This is a genomic window from Haladaptatus sp. CMAA 1909 (assembly GCF_043952005.1).
Classification (GTDB): domain Archaea; phylum Halobacteriota; class Halobacteria; order Halobacteriales; family Haladaptataceae; genus Haladaptatus.
The window spans coordinates 3,118,917-3,134,379 of record NZ_JBIOAV010000001.1 but is presented as its reverse complement, the minus strand read 5'-3'; the positions used below and the strand labels follow the sequence as shown (position 1 = coordinate 3,134,379).

The window sequence follows — 15,463 nt, the reverse complement described above, 5'->3', positions numbered from 1 at the left end:
GTTGTCGGGAAGGAACTGATAAATAAAAAGGAAGACGAACAGACCGATAATGACCGAACTCACGCTGACGGACTTTCGAATCATGTTCGGGACGGCCCTCTGTCTGACCCTTTTCGGGACCTTCATGACCACTGCTGAAGGTCCCCAGAGTCTCATCACTACTGTGAGCGGGGTGATCGCATTCCTCGGCGCATTCTTCCTCGTCGGCTTGCTGTATCTCTTCCTGCAACGGCAGGAGGCATGGTGAGAGGTGGCGAAATTTCAACCGGCGAAACAGCCGTTCACTCCGGAGATGAACTAAACCCTAGAGCATTCGCGCGAACGCAGTGAGCGCGATTCACCGACGGCTCACTTCGTTTCGCCGTCGGCTTTTTTAGCGTAGATTTTTGCGAGCGGTTCGCGAGATGCGCGAAGCGCATCGAGGAGGACCCGAAGTAAAAAGGTACTACTCGAACGTTGCGGGAACAGAGTTCCCGCAGGCTCGACTTCGCTCCTCCGTCGCTCACAAGAACATGGCAGGATAAACCGCATCCTGCGTGCTCGAATTCACTCCCGCTGGCTGTTCATTCGAAGGCGGCGATGCCAGTGAGATCCTGCCCGAGGACGAGCGTGTGGATGTCGTGCGTTCCCTCGTAGGTGTACACCGTCTCCATGTTCGCCATGTGGCGCATCGGCGGATAGTCCGTCGTGATGCCGTTGCCGCCGAGCATCTCGCGGGCGACGCGGGCCTGATCGCGGGCCATGCTCACGTTGTTCCGCTTCGCCATCGAGACGTGCTGGGGTCGCATGTCGCCGCGCTCTTTCAACTCCGCGAGGCGGTGGGCAAGCAGTTGGGCCGTGGTGATTTCGGTCGCCATCTCGGCCAGTTTTCCTTGTTGCAACTGGAACCGCGCGATTGGGCCGCCGAACTGCTCGCGGTCGGTCGCATACTGGCGGGCCGTCTCGAAGCAGTCGCGGGCCGCGCCGACCGCACCCCACGCGATGCCGTAGCGGGCCTGCGTGAGACAGGAGAGCGGCCCCTTCATGCCGGTGACGCCCGGGAGGACGGCGTCCTCGGGAACGGCGACGTTCTGGAGGCTGATTTCGCCCGTGATGGAGGCGCGGAGGGAAAGTTTGTCGTCGATCTTGTTCGTCGTCACGCCGTCGCGGTCGGTCTCCACGAGGAAGCCGCGAACCGGCGAGTCCTCGGCGGAGCGGTCGCGCGCCCAGACGACCGCCACGTCCGAAATCGGGGAGTTCGTTATCCACGTCTTCGATCCGTTGAGGACGTACTCGTCGCCCTCTCGCTCTGCGTAGGTCTCCATCGCCGACGGGTTCGACCCGTGTTCGGGTTCCGTCAGGCCGAAACAGCCGACCGCCTTCCCCTCGCCGAGGTCGGGGAGCCACCGCTCTTTCTGTTCTTCGGAGCCGAAGGCGTGAATCGGATACATCACGAGCGCGCCCTGCACGCTCGCCATCGAGCGCAGGCCGGAGTCACAGGCTTCGAGTTCCTGCATCAGCAGGCCGTAGGCCGTCTCGCTCAGGTTCGGCAGACCGTAGCCGTCGAGGTTGGGCGCGTAAAAGCCGAGTTCGCCCATCTCGGGGATGACCTCCTTCGGGAACGTTCCCGCTTCGTAATGCTCCCCGATGTCGGGTTTCACGTTTTCTTCGACGAACTCGCGGGCGGTGTCCCGGACCATCCGCTCTTCCTGTCCGAGGTCGGCTTCCAATTCCAGGTAATCGAGCATGCAAAACCCTCCGGAGGGAACGTTAAAAAGCCCTCCTACTCCGGGGAACGAAACGAGTGAGGGCAACGGGGCAAATACTGGTCGGCATTTATGAGAGCATACTGTGAGGTTCGATAATCGAACGGGCGAACATTCATTAGTTGAGATGACCAAATATGACACGTATCAATGGCGGCCCACAACCAGCGCGCCACGAACGATGACGACGAACTCGCAACCGTCATCGGACTGTATGCCCTCGAAGAGTTGACGCTCGGACAGGCCGCAGACCGCCTGGGGATTTCTCGAATGGAGATGCGGACTATTCTCGGCGATTCGGGAGTAACTCTGCGGTTGGGGCCGAAATCGAAGGACGACCTTCTGCGCGATATCGACGCACTTTCTGACGAATAGATGAGCGGACAAGCCCAGTTTGTAGTTCTTGATGCTACTGTACTCTCTAATTTCGCGTATACGAATTCGATGGACTTTCTCGTAGATGTGTTCGAGCAATCGTATACTGCTCGTGAAGTAGTGGCTGAGTTGGAACAAGGTGTCAAAGAGGGGTACGAATTTTTAGAGCGAGCACTTTCTGAACTCCCACCTGCATCACTTTCGAGTACAGAAACAAACTATGAAATTGCTGCACCAAAACTGACTTCATCTTTTGTAGAGAGGATGTCACCTCGTCTGAATAAAAAATTGGATAACGGAGAAGCACGCGCATTGGCATTAGCTCTGTGGGAGATTAAATCTGTAAGCTATCGGAAGTCAGATTACCCCGTCGTCTTCGCGAGCGACGACGGGGATGCCCGGACATTAGCACGGGAACTCGATGTACAGGTTACGGGGTCGATTGGAATTTTGGTTCACGGCATTCGAGAGGATATGCTTTCGATAGAAACCGCAGACGATTGGCTTACCTCGTGGGTCGAAGACATCGGTTACTACTCACCGGTCGATGGTGTCGAAGAGATACTCTAACGGACTGTTCTTCGTCGTCTACAAAATGGCATTACTCCGGCGTCGGAACCGCGTCGTCCCGCGCAACCGCGATGTCGAGGTAGGCGTCGGCCTGTTCCGAGTGGATTCCCGAATCGACGAGTTTTCGCTCGTCGTCGTACTGGACGAGTCCGGCCATCGCCAGTTTCGGGAGTTGCGTGTGTTGCAGCGACATGAGGACGTTGCGGCGGTGTTCGTCGGAGACGAGGTCGATGGATTTGTCCGTCTCCCACGCGGCGACGGTGTCGACGATGTCTTCGAGCGTGACCGGCGTGTCTTCGGACCGCAACTCGTGAAGGATGTATCGGCTTCGACGGGACGATAGGGCATCGAAGAGGGCGTCCTGTGACAGCGGAGGGACGTCGGCACTCGGCCCGGCAGGCGAAGCGGTAGCGCGTGATGAGCCACCGTCGTCGTTTGTCGTCTGGTCTGCCATGGAGTGAAAACACTCGTTCTACGGGGGTGACTCTGGTGGTTCAGTATTCAGGTTATTTATCACCCTATCGGAAAATCGTGTCAGTCCGCGGCGGGATCCTGCACCGTACGGACGTAGTCGGTGAAGTTGTCGAACACCGTTTTCGCCTCGCACGCGGCCGTGTAGTTTTCGTCGTTGATACCGTCCAAGACCGCTTGGAGACGTTCTTTCGCGAGGTCCTTGCCGCGGGTGACTTTCTCCGCCGTCTTCGTATCGTACTCGGGGTGAAACTGGACGCCGAACACGTCCCCCTTTCGGAAGCCGTGATTGGAGTAGTCGTTTTCCGCGATCGGTTTCGCGCCCGGCGGGAGTTCCGCCACTTCGTCGGAGTGAGTCGTAAACGCGGTAAACTGACGGTCGATTCCCTCGAACAGCATCGAGTCGCCGGAGTGTTCGACCGCTCGGTAGCCGATTTCGTACTCGCCCATGTCCCGAACGTCGCCGCCGAGAACGTCGGCGAGCAGTTGATGGCCGTAGCAGATTCCGAGCATCGGCATGCCGGTTTCGGCGGCGTCGCCGACCCACGATTTGAGGGGCGGAATCCAACTTTCATCCCAATACACTGATGCCCGCGAACCGGAGATGACTGCCGCGTCGAAGTCGAAGCTGTCCGGGAGATGATGTTCTGTCGCGTCGAATTCCACGAGGTCCGCATCGAGTTCGCGGCGGAAATTTCGCCGCGTATTTTCGTCGCCGTGTGAGGCGTTCAAAAATGCGATTCTGAGCCGATCCATTCGGGTGACACTAGCAACCCGAAGCGTAAAATGAGTTTCGCTACAGGGGATTTCGACGTCGATGACACGGTGTCACATACAGTTCTTCCGGCAGGTTAATCACTCAACTTCGTGTCACGAATTGTCCGCGCAGTGCCGCCCGGTCGAGTTCGCCCGTCGGACGGCGCGGAAGCGACGGAACCGGTTCGATGGCCCGCGGAACTTCGTACGGCGCGAGTCGCTCCTCCGCGAACTCGCGGAGTTGGCCCGGAGACACGTCGCCGACGACCAACGCCTTCGGTGCCGTTCCACCCGTCTCGGAGACGGTTTCGACGATGCCCACCTCCCGAACGTCGGGGTGTGATTCCAGTACGGTTTCGACCGCCCGCGGATGAACGCGCGGACGCCGTTTCCCGTTCTCGGACGAATCGACACCGTCGCCGACGAGGAGATACCCACCCGTGTCGTTCGCTTCGCGTCGAAAGACGCCTTCCATCGCCACCCAGTCGCCGAACGCCTCGCCGTCGAGGTGGCCGGTCGCCGTCGCCGGACTCCGAACAAGGAGTTCGCCCATCTCGGTTCCGGCCCCGTCGTTCGCCTCGTCTACGGTATCCACGTCGCCCCCATCGATTCGCACCGCACAGTTCGGAAACGGGTACGCCACCTCGCCCGAACCCGGCGTTCCGCGGAGGACGTTGACGCCGGTTTCCGCACGGCCGTGGACGGGGAGGAGAGAAACCGAAAACGCTTCCCGAACGTCCGGCGGAACGCGGCCGCGGGCAGCCATCCATTCGAGCGCCGCCGGAGTTCCGTCGAAACCGGCGTCAGCCAGTTCGCGGAACTCGGTCGGACCGGCGACGAGACAGGTCACATCGTATTCCTCGATTGCGGTCGTGGCGTCGTCCGGATCGAACGCACGCCGAGTCACGACCCGGCCGCCGACGGTGAGAAGCGGGAGCACGAATCCGAGCAGGCAGTCCGGACGCGACAACGGCCACAGGGTGATGGTGCAATCGTTCCTGCCGAGTCCCCACCCCGCGGTTGCGATTCGGCAGTTCCATTCGACGGCTCGGGTCGACAGTTCGACGACCCGCGTACCGTCCTCGGTATGGACGTGGAGAGCGGCTTCCCCGTCCGCACGCTCGGCCGGGCGAAAGTCGGCCGGCGAGACGTGTTCGACCTCCTCGAACGAGCGGGCGTCGAACTCCCGAACAAGGTCGCGCTGCGCCGACTCGAACAACACGAGGTCCGGGTCGATTCGGTCCATCGGCCGCGAGACGGTGGCGGGCGTCAGTCGGTGTGAAACGGGCGCGAACACACCGCCGACCCGCCAAACTGCGAGCATGGAAACCAGTGATTCCGCGCAGTTTCGCGAGACGAGAGCGACCGAATCGCCCGGTTCGATGCCGAGGGCCGCGAGTCGTCCCGCCATCGATCCGACTCGTGCGTCGAGTTCGGCGTACGAAACCCGCTCATCCTCGTCCACGATGGCCGTCCGGTTCCCCCAGCGACCCGCGTGTCGCGCCGAGAGGAGTGACATACCTCGTCTGCGACGTGCACGGGGTTAGCCGTTCGGGCGACGTACACGGGTGGTATTACTACGAGCACCTATCGGGCTATATAAAATAGTTTGATGTGCAAGCATCACAATGTCACGGACGAGGTGACGAACGGTGAGTGAGAACAACCCCGACCCGGAGGAGGTACTCGTCGAGTGCGAACAGTGTGGACGAAAGACCCTCAGCGTCTACGTCGAGAACGGCGCGTGCCAGAAGTGTCGGGACGGGTAGCCGCAGACGATTCGTCCGAGATGTGTAGCTTGTAGAAGCATACGAACGATTCGGTTTCGAAGCGGAAATCAGTCGAACGTTTTCTCCGCATTCGCGGCCAGAAAGTCGACCAGTTCGTCATTGACCGCCTTCGACCGTTCGACGTGAACGAGGTGCGGCGCCCCCTCGAAGATCCGTAATTCTCCGCGCGGCAACCCGTCGGCCAGCGATTTTCCCGCGTCGACGGGCACCACGCGGTCGTCGGTCCCGTGAATCACGAGCGTCGGCGTCGTGATTTCGTAGAGGCTATCGCTCACGTCGAATCCCTCCATCGCCGCGAACTGGGCGCGTTGGGCCGGACGGTCGGCGTCGTCCGCGAGACGCCACTCCACCACCTCGTCCAGTCCGCCGGCGAAGACATCCTCGCTCACGACGGGACGAAGCGACTCGGACAGCGCGTCGGGGGTCTTCTCGGCGAGCAGTCGTTCCCGAACGTCCGGGGCGATTCGATCCCCACTCGCCGCCGTACCGATGAGCGTCAGCGTCTTCGCGCGCGAGAACCGCTTTGCGTACTGGAGCGCGACCATCCCGCCCAGTCCCGCGCCGACGAGGTGGACCTTCCGAACGCCGTGGTCGACCAATACCGCCTCCAAATCGCCCGCCAATTCCGCGACGGAATACGGGCCGTCCGGCGCGGACGAACGTCCCGCGCCTCGAATGTCCCAGACCAGCGATTCGAAGGGGCCGGCGACGGCGGCGTGTTGCCAGCCCCATTGCCACGCACCAAACGCGACGTCCCCGACGAACGCCACCGTGTCGTGATCCGTCGGGCCGTCCGTTTCGTAGTAGAGCGAAATTCCGTCGTTTTCAGTGAACGGCATTTGTGGTCGAGTGTACGGGGTTGGAGCGTTTCAAAGCGTCCGTTTCGAGTTCGGCGAGGCGTGCGGCACGGAGATGTCGATTTTGGTGACGGTGGAGCGGCCCAAAAAGTGCCGTAGAAAGCCTTCTCCGTCAACGCGTGCCAATCGGCACGACGGTTGCGCGAGTGCTGACCAGCCGCTCGGCGCGCGTGCCACCCGAAGGCGAGGGCGTTTCGTCCGAGGATTCGGGGGCTTCCCGTGCGAGGGACGAGCATCGCAGCGAGTGTGACGAGCGAGAAGCACAGTCGGTTGGGGAGAGTGGCCGTCGCGGTGTGGTTGCGGTGTGAATGCGGTGTGGTTGCGGTGTGGGTAGATTGAAAGGAGCTGGACGTTCGGATCGAAGCGAGATTCCGTTTTTCCAGCCGTCTCGTGGCCCGTAATCTCCGTTTACGCGTTCGGGACAGTGAGCTACCGACGTAATGAATAAACTAGATTTTGCTATATCAAATGCGTAGAACTGCGGGGTTGCGACGAATTCCCGACTCGCATCGATGAGCGAAAAGTGGAGTTCTCCGATTTCGGGGAGAAACGGCGAGAACGCTATTACTACAGAATACGAAGTGTACTCCATGAGCGACGACGACTTCCCTGACCCGGAAGCGGTCCTCGAACGTGGACGGCGGTACCGCGCCAAACTCGACGAGTACGGGGAGGCGGCGGAGAAGGAGACCATCACGGAGCTTTTTACGCTCCTCGGGCGTGCCTACGCCCTTCCCGTCCTCCACACGTTCTCGTGGAGCGACGAACCCCTGCGGTTCAGCGACCTCGAAGACCGCCTCGACGTGTCGCCGACGACGCTCTCGAAACGCCTCTCGGAACTCACGGAGGCGGGATTGTTGACGCGACGGTCGTACGACGAGATTCCGCCGCGTGTCGAGTACGAACCCACGGGCGCGGCGGACGACCTCGCGCCTGTGTTCATCCACCTCTACGAATGGGCCTCCGTTCACGACCTCGATGGAGAGGAGTGATAGCCGTTGGGAAACAACGATACAGATTCCGTAGTAGATACGAGACTACTGACTCGATAGTATATGACTACAGAAACGAAAGCAGGATATATGTTCCAACATTTCGTCACGTCACTTATGATGGAGAGTGCAGACGGGGGTAACCGATGAGCGATGCCATCCGTGCGGACGGCGTTCGCGTCGTCTATCCCGACGGTACGAAAGCGGTTGACGGCGTGGACCTTCGGGTACCGAAGGGCGAGTTCTTCGGCTTCCTCGGCCCGAACGGCGCGGGGAAGACGACGACAATCCGGACGCTTGTGACGTTGTTGCGACCGACCGAGGGGTCCGTCACGGTGAACGGCTACGACGTCGGAGACGACCCGAAGAGCGTGCGTCGCTCCGTGGGCTACATGGCACAGGAGACGAGCATCGACGAGGAGTTGACCGCGCGCGAGAACGTCGAGTACATGGCGGCCGCGTATGGCATTCCGAAGGCCGAGCGCGCCGACCGCGCCGACGAGCTCCTCGACCTCGCGGACCTGTTGGACGTGGCCGACAAGTCGGCAAAGACGTTCTCCGGCGGGATGAAGAAACGACTCGACGCCGTCACAGCGCTGGTCCACCGCCCGCCGGTCGTCTTCCTCGACGAACCGACCACGGGACTGGACCCCAAGGCGCGAAACCGCCTCTGGGACTACTTCCGCGAGATAAACCGAGAGGGGACCACCGTGTTCCTGACGACCCAGTACTTGGAGGAGGCCGATCAACTCTGTGACCGAATTTCACTCATCAAGGACGGTAAAATCGCGCTGACGGGTTCCCCGAACGAACTCAAAAACGAGGTCGGCGGCGACATCCTCGAACTCGAAATCGCGCCGTCGGACGTGGACGTGGCGACGCGTCTCGCCGAATCGGGCGACGTGTTCCACGATGCCGTTGTAACCGAGACGGACACCGGAATTTCGGTCGGTGCGACGACGATTCGAACGCACGGGGCGGAGTATTTCGCCGAACTGCGTGATGCGGGCGTCGAGGTGGACGGCTTCGACGTGCGGTCGCCGACGCTCGACGACGTGTTCCTCGCGGTCACCGGCGAGGGCGTCGAAGCGGAGGAGTCCGAATCGGACACGGAGGTAGTCGCATGAGTGCCGACACGGGGACGAGCGAGGACCAGACGCTCGCGCCGGGCAACGGCTTCCTCGGCGACACGTGGGTGAACATGCGCCGCTGGCTCCTCAAATCGATTCGGAACCCGTTCATCGTCACTTCCTCCATCGTGCAACCGCTCATCTTCCTCGTGCTGTTCTCGCAGGTGTTCGGCCAGGTCACCGGCGGCGCTATCGGCGGTCCCAGCGGGAACATCAAGTACATCAGTTTCCTCCTCCCGGCCATCATCATTCAGGTGTCGCTCGTCGCGGCGGCGAGTTCCGGCATCGGACTGGTCAACGATATCGAGACGGGCATGTTCGCCAAGGCGCTCGTCTCGCCGATGAACCGCGGTGCCGTGTTTTTGGGGAAGACGCTCGCCGAAGTTGCCCGCATCTGCGTTCAGATAATCATCGTCGTCGTCGTCGGTGTCCTCCTCGGTGCGAACATCGCCACGGGCTTTCTCGGCGTCCTCGCACTGATGGTCATCGGCATCCTGTTTTCCATCTGGTTCACGGCGCTCTCGAACGTCGTCGGCATCCAGACCGGTGACACGGAATCGACCATCATCGCCGTGAACTTCCTGCAACTCCCGCTGCTGTTCGTCTCCAGCGCGTTCCTCCCGGTGGACCGACTGCCGCAGTGGATTCAGTACATCAGCGCCGTCAACCCCATCACCTACGGCGTTGATGCCGCGCGGGCGCTCGTCATCACCGGTTGGGAGTGGGACACGATTCTGCCGTCCATCGCCATCCTCATCGCCCTCGACCTCGTGCTGACCGGCATCGCGTTGGTCGTACTCAGACGAGCTACTAGCGCGAACGCGTAATAGCCCCCCGTCTACGCCACATTCGTGGCGGATGTGTACCGAATTTGTGCCCGATTTCGGGCAACGCTTTTGCCATTTTCACGGAGATATCGGACCACAGAGATGAGTCCCAACCCCGCCGACATGGCACGGCGGACGTATATCGAAGCGAGTTCGGCGCTCCTCGCTGGCGGTCTCCTCGCCGGGTGTACGAGCGGCGACGCGGAAACCGAAGGCAAGGATTCGACGTCGAACGACACCGGAACGGAAAACGGTTCGTCGCTCTCCGACGACGCGGTGGACTACATGAGCGACGCGAGAGGCTATTCGGGCGACGGACCGGAGGATTACACCGGCCAATCGGAAGTCGAGGTCGAAAACGGCGGCGGCAGCCGCGGGATGGCGTCCGACCCGGCCGCGATTCGAATCAACGCCGGGACGACCGTCGTCTGGAAGTGGACGGGACGCGGCGGCGAACACGACGTCGTCGCGGTGGACGGCTCGTTCGAAAGCGAACTGGTCGAGAGCAGTTCGAAGACGTACTCGCACACGTTCGAGGAAACCGGCGAAACGCTGTACAACTGCAGTGAACACGAGGACAAGGGCATGAAAGGCGTCGTTGTCGTCGTCTGATTCGACCGATTCATGAACACCATCGAGACTCGGACGCAGCGGTCGTTGCTCTACGTCGCCATCGGCGGTGCCGTCGGATGGGTCGGGACCTACGGGGTCAACGAGGTGGGTCCGTTCTCGCTGGAACTGGACATCTACTTCGTCGTCGCCATCTGGGCGGTTTTGCTCCTCGCCGGTGTGCTTTGGGTGCGAACGGCACCGACGATTCGACGGGCGAACGCGTGGCGAATCTGGGTGTACCTGTCGGGCGTCGCACTCGCCGTCAACGCTGTCGCCAACACGCCACGACTCGTCCCGAATCCCGACCTCTTCATGCTCTTGCAGGAGTACGCGTACTACCATCCGTGGTTCGCCGTGTACGCCATCGGCTACGTCGCCACGGCGCGGTACGAACCCGAGAGCGGATTGATGGGTGGAACCGAGCGCACGATGTACGTCGTTTCCGGCGCGTTCAGCCTCGCGTTCCTCGTCGCGCTGCTCACGGTTTTGATTCCCGACGAACACGTGATACTGGCCGGTGGCCTCCTAAACGTCCTCCCGCCGCTACTCGCGATTTACATCCGACGGTGGGAAGCGGCGTCCGCTTCGCGAGATCGGATACGGGTGACCAGTGGAGAAAAACCGTAGAGACGACATCGACCAGTTGGGAAACCCACACCCGCCTTCGATGATTGAACCAGACCGCCTTTGCTCCTTCCGTCGTAACCGTCGAACATGCATCGACGGACGTACCTCCGTTCCGTTGCGGCGACGGGAACGGTGGTCAGTGCGGCCGGATGTTTGGGGTCGTTCGGCGACTCGAACCCGAACGTGGCGCTCGGCGAACCCGACAGAGAGGTCAGCAGTTCTGACCTCCCGTATCCGGCATGGGGGCAAAAGGTTCCGAACGTGACGATTCCCGCACCGCTCGAAAACCGAACCGTCTCGCTTCGAGATGTCGGAACGCCGAGCGTCCTCACGTTCTTCTACACTCACTGCAAGACCATCTGTCCGGTACTCATCTCGACGCTCCGAAACGTCCAGACCCACGCATCACAGAACGGATACGCGAACGACGTGTCCTTCCTGCCCGTGACGTTCGACCCCAAACGCGACGACGCCGAGCAGTTGCGAGCCTACGCTAAGAAGATGAACGTGGACCTGTCCGTCGGAGACTGGAATTTCCTCCGGCCGAAGTCGAAAAAGAGGGCCAAGAGCGTCATTACCAATAAATTCGGCGTCCATTTCGAACCGACGAAACAGCAATCGAAGGACAAGTACATGTTCACCCACTCCGCGCTCATCATACTCGTCAACGGGAAGGGCTACGTCGAGCGAGCATATCGGGGGAAATCGCCGAAACAACAGCGGATAATCGACGACCTCGAAACCGTCCGGAAATGAACCGACGCCGCCTCCTCACCGGACTCGCGGGACTGGGCATCACCGGCGGGAGTGCGTGGGTCGCGCTGAACGGCCTCTCCGAAAACGACGGACTGCCGAAACGCGTCGAGACGATGCGCGCGCGGGGTTCGACGGCCGGAACGGTACAGGTACCGGTTTCCGATACCGTCACCGTCATCGACCTCTTCGCGACGTGGTGTACGCCCTGCAAAAAGCAGATGACGGCGCTCACGAAACTGCACGAGGAGTACGACGGTGAAGTCCGCTTCGTCTCCATCACGAACGAGCGGATCGGCGGCACGCTGACGAAGGGCGACATCCGTTCGTGGTGGTCGGAAAACGACGGAAACTGGACCCTCGGACTGGACCCGAACTCGTCGGTGATGGCCGCGCTGAACGCGGGCGGACTCCCGTTCGTCGGCGTCGCGGCACCGGACGGAACGATCACGTGGACGCATCACGGCGTGGCGGGCATCGACGCGCTTCGCACGCAAATCGCCGCGGCGGAAAAGGGATGAGTGCCTCCGCGCTCCTGCCGACGATAGCCTTCGCGGCGAGTGCGGGGATAGCCACCTTCTTCGCACCGTGTGCGTTTCCGCTGCTTCCCGGCTACATCGGCTACTACCTGCAACAGCAGGACGACGAGACGGTTTCGTCGGCGCTACTGCCCGCTATCGGTGCCGCAGTCGGCGCGCTCGTCACACTCGGCGCGGTCGGACTCGCCGTCTTCGTGGCGGGACAGGAACTCGTCCGATATCTCGCGTGGTTCGAACCCGTCGCGGGCGTCGTCCTCCTCGCCGTCGGCCTCCTCGTCGTCGCGGGAAAACAGCCGACGATTCGCGTGCCGCTCCCGGAACGCCCCGCATCGACGACTGGATTCGTCGTCTTCGGCGGCGGATACGCCCTCGCGGCGGCGGGCTGTGTCGCACCGGTCTTCCTCGGCGTCGTCGCCCAGACGTTGACGCTCCCGCTTTCCGGACGCGTCCTCTCCTTCGGGAGTTACGCGCTGGGCGTCGTGATTCCGCTCTGCGGCGTGACGCTGCTGATGGCGGCGGGCGTCGATTGGTGGCGCGAACTGGGAAGGTATTCGTACGCCGTGGAACGCGTCGCGGGCGGACTGATGATACTGGCCGGCATCGGGCAACTGTACCTCTCGTTCGTCATCCTCGACGCGTTCTGATGCCGAACCGGGTTGGTCGTGAGAGCTACCGCAGGTTTTTTCGGTTAGAGGTCGACGCCCGCGCCGGTATCGAAGCCATTGTTTTCAACGACCACGGAGGACGGGATTTGATTCGTACCTTCCATTCGGATACTATATGTCGGATACACTATGTCCCTTCTGCGTCTAGAAATGCATCAATCCCGTCGAACAGCCGATGAATGGTGTCCTCTCCCGTGAACGGATTCAGTAGGACGACTCGAAGCCATCGATCGTCGCGATAGGTCGGTAACGAGACGAAGAACTTGTGCTTCGAGAGCAACGTCTGCTGGAGTCGGCTGTTCAGGTCGTCCCACCCCGCCGGTGGACACCACTCGGGTGCGGCGCGAAAGCAGACGAGATTCATCTCCGGCTCGCTAGCCAACTCCAACGCGTTATGCGATACGACTCGGTTGCGAACCACGGTCGACAGCCGATAGCCTTCGTCGATCAGTTGTTCGAGCCCGTCGCGGCCGAGATGCTGGAAGGAGAGCCACAGCTTCAGAATATCCGCTCGACGGGTGCCTTGGACGCTCAGTTCGCCGAGGTTCGGGGTCGCGTCGTCACCACGCATGTACGGTGCCCCAATCCGGAAGTCTTCCTGAAGTACGTCGGCGTCGGCGAACAGCGCCATCGCACACGTCTTGGCGACGTAACACCACTTCTGGGGGTTGAACGTCACCGAGTCGGCAGCCTCGATCCCGTCGAGTCGGTGACGTTCGGCCTCGGAGAAGACGAGTGCCCCGCCGTAGGCCGCATCGATGTGGAACCACAGGTCGTGTTCGTCGGAGACGTCACGGACCGCTGGAAGTGGGTCGATATTCCCGGTCGTCGTCGTACCGGCCGTCGCGACGATACAGAATGGCGCACGGCCGTCCTCTTCCGCCCGCTCGACCGCTTGCTCCAGTGCAGCCGGGTTCATTCGAGAGTCGTCGTCCGTCTCGACGGCGACGACGGCGTCGCTTCCGAGCCCGAGCAGCATCGCGGCCTTCTGCAACGACGTGTGTGCCACCTCCGAGGCGAACAGCACTGGCTTACGATCCATACCAGCGAGTCCTTCCTCGTGAACGTCGAACGCGTGATTCCGGGCAACGGACAGCGCGTGGAGGTTCGCGAGACTGCCACCGCTGGCGAGCACCCCGCCAGCGTTGGGACTGAGACCGAACTCCGCGGTGATTCTCTCGATCATCCGGACCTCAAGTTCGGAGAATACCGGTGACATCTCCACGCTCAACATGTTGTTATTGATCGCCGACGCGACGAGGTCGCCGAGCACGGAGACCGTCGTCGGGATCGTGTCCATATGGCCGATGTACCCCGGATTTGCCGGATTCATCGATCCAGCAACGACCGTTTCGAGGCCGTCGAACAGGTCGCTCGGGGACCACGGAGAATCCGGAATTGCGGCCGAGGGAGCGATTGGCTCTTCGGGTAACGGCGACCGGTCGTCGGCCGCTTCGAGTTGTGTGAGAAGTCGGTCAAGGACGCCCGCAGCGAGGTCACGGACGGCCTCGGTATTGCCCCCGTTCGGGTCCACAAACGCGGCGTCAGGTAAGGCAGAGCGATCCATAGAGTCCCTTTGCTCGAATCGGACTTGAATGCGGGGCTCCACGTGGGTTTCTCGCTCACCCATCCTCCGCGGCATTACCACCGTTTCCGAATACGATCGATTCTATATCGCAGTATGTAGTTTATTTCTGGCTGCGTCGTCCGTTCTATCGTAGCCACCGAAATCGCGTGACGCTTGGTTTCGGCGGCATCCGACGGTCATCGAACGGGAGATAACCGCGATGCAGTGAGAGTTATCGAGACGATACGGATATCCACAGCCGAACGTCCGAAGCGTCTACGCCCCGGTTATTCGATTCGTTCTCGAATCCGCTCCACGGCGGCCACGGATTCCGGATTCGTTCGCTCGCGCGGTCGCTCTACGTCGACATCGATAGTCGTAACGACGTGTCCGAGGTCGTACCCAAAGACGACGATTCGGTCGGCGAGCGTGACGGCCTCCTCGATCTCGTGAATTACGAACAGCACGGTCTTTTCAGTTCGTCGCCAGATATCGAGAAGTTCGCGCTGTCCGCGCTTTATTTCGCCACCTTCAGTGGTACGGTCCTCTCGTACGTTCATTTGGAGTGGGACCTGTGAGCGAGCACTGCCAGTGGAGAGATCACGAACGCGAATCCAATTGCCGGATCGAGAAATACGATCTTCGACAATTCGTTTGCAACAAAGGCACTCAACCCCAGTTCGTATCGATAGGGAATCATCGGCCAATTGAGATACAGACCGAACAGTAGTACTGCGAGAAGGAGAGACGGAAACAGGTGTGCGAACTGTCGTCGAACACGCCTGTCTGGGGTGTTCCAAGCGGTTACACCCATAACGAGTGCCGAACCCATGCTCGCCACCACAAAGCTACCGATACCGACGACAAGTCCTCCGAGAGTAACGACGATTGAGGGGGGACCGGACTGCAACAACAGGCCCCACACGGACATGATCGATATGAAGACTGGCCAGAGGACAATTCCAATTACGTAGCCGTAGGGGGGGTTGAGAAACCGGTACTGTAACAGAGATTCCGGTCCGGAATTGGAGGTATCTACCCACTTTTCGAGTGCTTCCGTTCTCATATTTTTTTAATACCTCTACATACAATTAAAAGTTTTGACAACTATATCGTACGCCTCTCCCGTATTGCCGTTTTGCTAAAACGAGGTCTTTGAACGGGATGAAAATCAGTCGTAACGGTGG

At 60.8% G+C, this 15,463-nt stretch carries 18 protein-coding genes and 1 pseudogene; 11 read left to right on the top strand and 8 right to left on the bottom strand.

Translation table 11 applies throughout. From position 1 onward, the window contains the following. Positions 1–49 precede the first annotated feature (49 nt). A complete protein-coding gene (locus ACGYLY_RS16910; RefSeq protein WP_395283277.1) occupies positions 50–247 on the top strand; it encodes a hypothetical protein in 198 nt (65 codons plus the stop codon). Positions 248–563: 316 nt separating this feature from the next. Here ACGYLY_RS16910 and ACGYLY_RS16905 read toward each other — a convergent pair whose 3' ends face one another. Beyond that, positions 564–1,727, bottom strand: a complete 1,164-nt coding sequence (locus ACGYLY_RS16905) for an acyl-CoA dehydrogenase family protein (protein WP_395283276.1) — start codon at positions 1,725–1,727, stop codon at positions 564–566. 168 nt (positions 1,728–1,895) lie between these two features. Here ACGYLY_RS16905 and ACGYLY_RS16900 point away from each other — a divergent pair, with 168 nt between their 5' ends. Both ACGYLY_RS16900 and ACGYLY_RS16895 read left to right on the top strand, forming a co-directional pair. Beyond that, entirely contained in the window at positions 1,896–2,120 is a 225-nt protein-coding gene (locus tag ACGYLY_RS16900; protein WP_395283275.1) for a UPF0175 family protein, read from the top strand. Next, a complete protein-coding gene (locus ACGYLY_RS16895; protein ID WP_395283274.1) occupies positions 2,121–2,690 on the top strand; it encodes a hypothetical protein in 570 nt (189 codons plus the stop codon). It abuts the gene before it with no gap. Positions 2,691–2,721: 31 nt separating this feature from the next. On the opposite strand, the gene ACGYLY_RS16890 is transcribed toward ACGYLY_RS16895, so the two are convergent. The 4 genes from ACGYLY_RS16890 to ACGYLY_RS16875 all read right to left on the bottom strand — a co-directional run bounded on the left by ACGYLY_RS16890 (position 2,722) and on the right by ACGYLY_RS16875 (position 6,546). Next, on the bottom strand, positions 2,722–3,144 hold the full coding sequence (locus ACGYLY_RS16890; RefSeq protein WP_395283273.1) for a hypothetical protein: 423 nt from the start codon (positions 3,142–3,144) through the stop codon (positions 2,722–2,724). A gap of 80 nt (positions 3,145–3,224) precedes the next feature. After that, entirely contained in the window at positions 3,225–3,917 is a 693-nt protein-coding gene (locus ACGYLY_RS16885) for a type 1 glutamine amidotransferase (RefSeq protein WP_395283272.1), read from the bottom strand. Positions 3,918–4,020: 103 nt separating this feature from the next. Further along, a complete protein-coding gene (locus ACGYLY_RS16880; RefSeq protein WP_395283271.1) occupies positions 4,021–5,436 on the bottom strand; it encodes a class I adenylate-forming enzyme family protein in 1,416 nt (471 codons plus the stop codon). A gap of 318 nt (positions 5,437–5,754) precedes the next feature. Then, positions 5,755–6,546 (bottom strand): alpha/beta fold hydrolase, encoded by a 792-nt coding sequence (locus ACGYLY_RS16875; protein WP_395283270.1) that lies wholly within the window; start codon positions 6,544–6,546, stop codon positions 5,755–5,757. Between the two features lie 608 nt (positions 6,547–7,154). Between ACGYLY_RS16875 and ACGYLY_RS16870 the strand changes: the two genes are divergently transcribed. From ACGYLY_RS16870 to ACGYLY_RS16835, 8 genes are all read left to right on the top strand, one after another. After that, entirely contained in the window at positions 7,155–7,556 is a 402-nt protein-coding gene (locus ACGYLY_RS16870; protein ID WP_395283269.1) for a winged helix-turn-helix transcriptional regulator, read from the top strand. Positions 7,557–7,702: 146 nt separating this feature from the next. Then, the gene (locus ACGYLY_RS16865) at positions 7,703–8,683 is read left to right on the top strand and encodes an ATP-binding cassette domain-containing protein (protein ID WP_395283268.1); all 981 of its coding nucleotides are present in this window, start codon (positions 7,703–7,705) and stop codon (positions 8,681–8,683) included. Continuing rightward, positions 8,680–9,513, top strand: a complete 834-nt coding sequence (locus tag ACGYLY_RS16860) for an ABC transporter permease (RefSeq protein ID WP_395283266.1) — start codon at positions 8,680–8,682, stop codon at positions 9,511–9,513. Before ACGYLY_RS16865 ends, ACGYLY_RS16860 begins: the two co-directional genes overlap by 4 nt. 102 nt (positions 9,514–9,615) lie before the next feature. Further along, on the top strand, positions 9,616–10,125 hold the full coding sequence (locus tag ACGYLY_RS16855; RefSeq protein WP_395283265.1) for a halocyanin domain-containing protein: 510 nt from the start codon (positions 9,616–9,618) through the stop codon (positions 10,123–10,125). A gap of 12 nt (positions 10,126–10,137) precedes the next feature. Further along, the gene (locus ACGYLY_RS16850; RefSeq protein ID WP_395283264.1) at positions 10,138–10,752 is read left to right on the top strand and encodes a hypothetical protein; all 615 of its coding nucleotides are present in this window, start codon (positions 10,138–10,140) and stop codon (positions 10,750–10,752) included. 87 nt (positions 10,753–10,839) lie between these two features. Continuing rightward, a complete protein-coding gene (locus ACGYLY_RS16845) occupies positions 10,840–11,508 on the top strand; it encodes an SCO family protein (RefSeq protein ID WP_395283262.1) in 669 nt (222 codons plus the stop codon). Further along, positions 11,505–12,026, top strand: a complete 522-nt coding sequence (locus ACGYLY_RS16840; protein WP_395283260.1) for a TlpA family protein disulfide reductase — start codon at positions 11,505–11,507, stop codon at positions 12,024–12,026. The genes ACGYLY_RS16845 and ACGYLY_RS16840 overlap by 4 nt, the downstream gene beginning before the upstream one ends. Beyond that, a complete protein-coding gene (locus ACGYLY_RS16835) occupies positions 12,023–12,688 on the top strand; it encodes a cytochrome c biogenesis CcdA family protein (protein WP_395283259.1) in 666 nt (221 codons plus the stop codon). Before ACGYLY_RS16840 ends, ACGYLY_RS16835 begins: the two co-directional genes overlap by 4 nt. A 148-nt stretch (positions 12,689–12,836) precedes the next feature. Here ACGYLY_RS16835 and ACGYLY_RS16830 read toward each other — a convergent pair whose 3' ends face one another. From ACGYLY_RS16830 to ACGYLY_RS16820, 3 genes and pseudogenes are all read right to left on the bottom strand, one after another. Then, positions 12,837–14,276: a pyridoxal phosphate-dependent decarboxylase family protein gene (locus ACGYLY_RS16830; RefSeq protein ID WP_395283258.1), complete on the bottom strand. Its 1,440-nt coding sequence runs from the start codon at positions 14,274–14,276 to the stop codon at positions 12,837–12,839. Between the two features lie 287 nt (positions 14,277–14,563). After that, positions 14,564–14,785, bottom strand: a pseudogene (locus ACGYLY_RS16825) (nitrate ABC transporter ATP-binding protein); the annotation flags it as partial. Between the two features lie 47 nt (positions 14,786–14,832). After that, the gene (locus ACGYLY_RS16820; protein ID WP_395283256.1) at positions 14,833–15,342 is read right to left on the bottom strand and encodes a hypothetical protein; all 510 of its coding nucleotides are present in this window, start codon (positions 15,340–15,342) and stop codon (positions 14,833–14,835) included. Positions 15,343–15,463: the final 121 nt, after the last annotated feature.

Excerpts from the sequence above, each read along its gene's own strand:
- ACGYLY_RS16910 (WP_395283277.1), top strand. The coding sequence starts at position 50 with ATGACCGAACTCACGCTGACGGACTTTCGAATCATGTTCGGGACGGCC.
- ACGYLY_RS16905 (WP_395283276.1), bottom strand. The coding sequence starts at position 1,727 with ATGCTCGATTACCTGGAATTGGAAGCCGACCTCGGACAGGAAGAGCGG.
- ACGYLY_RS16900 (WP_395283275.1), top strand. The coding sequence starts at position 1,896 with ATGGCGGCCCACAACCAGCGCGCCACGAACGATGACGACGAACTCGCA.
- ACGYLY_RS16895 (WP_395283274.1), top strand. The coding sequence starts at position 2,121 with ATGAGCGGACAAGCCCAGTTTGTAGTTCTTGATGCTACTGTACTCTCT.
- ACGYLY_RS16890 (WP_395283273.1), bottom strand. The coding sequence starts at position 3,144 with ATGGCAGACCAGACGACAAACGACGACGGTGGCTCATCACGCGCTACC.
- ACGYLY_RS16885 (WP_395283272.1), bottom strand. The coding sequence starts at position 3,917 with ATGGATCGGCTCAGAATCGCATTTTTGAACGCCTCACACGGCGACGAA.
- ACGYLY_RS16880 (WP_395283271.1), bottom strand. The coding sequence starts at position 5,436 with ATGTCACTCCTCTCGGCGCGACACGCGGGTCGCTGGGGGAACCGGACG.
- ACGYLY_RS16875 (WP_395283270.1), bottom strand. The coding sequence starts at position 6,546 with ATGCCGTTCACTGAAAACGACGGAATTTCGCTCTACTACGAAACGGAC.
- ACGYLY_RS16870 (WP_395283269.1), top strand. The coding sequence starts at position 7,155 with ATGAGCGACGACGACTTCCCTGACCCGGAAGCGGTCCTCGAACGTGGA.
- ACGYLY_RS16865 (WP_395283268.1), top strand. The coding sequence starts at position 7,703 with ATGAGCGATGCCATCCGTGCGGACGGCGTTCGCGTCGTCTATCCCGAC.
- ACGYLY_RS16860 (WP_395283266.1), top strand. The coding sequence starts at position 8,680 with ATGAGTGCCGACACGGGGACGAGCGAGGACCAGACGCTCGCGCCGGGC.
- ACGYLY_RS16855 (WP_395283265.1), top strand. The coding sequence starts at position 9,616 with ATGAGTCCCAACCCCGCCGACATGGCACGGCGGACGTATATCGAAGCG.
- ACGYLY_RS16850 (WP_395283264.1), top strand. The coding sequence starts at position 10,138 with ATGAACACCATCGAGACTCGGACGCAGCGGTCGTTGCTCTACGTCGCC.
- ACGYLY_RS16845 (WP_395283262.1), top strand. The coding sequence starts at position 10,840 with ATGCATCGACGGACGTACCTCCGTTCCGTTGCGGCGACGGGAACGGTG.
- ACGYLY_RS16840 (WP_395283260.1), top strand. The coding sequence starts at position 11,505 with ATGAACCGACGCCGCCTCCTCACCGGACTCGCGGGACTGGGCATCACC.
- ACGYLY_RS16835 (WP_395283259.1), top strand. The coding sequence starts at position 12,023 with ATGAGTGCCTCCGCGCTCCTGCCGACGATAGCCTTCGCGGCGAGTGCG.
- ACGYLY_RS16830 (WP_395283258.1), bottom strand. The coding sequence starts at position 14,276 with ATGGATCGCTCTGCCTTACCTGACGCCGCGTTTGTGGACCCGAACGGG.
- ACGYLY_RS16820 (WP_395283256.1), bottom strand. The coding sequence starts at position 15,342 with ATGAGAACGGAAGCACTCGAAAAGTGGGTAGATACCTCCAATTCCGGA.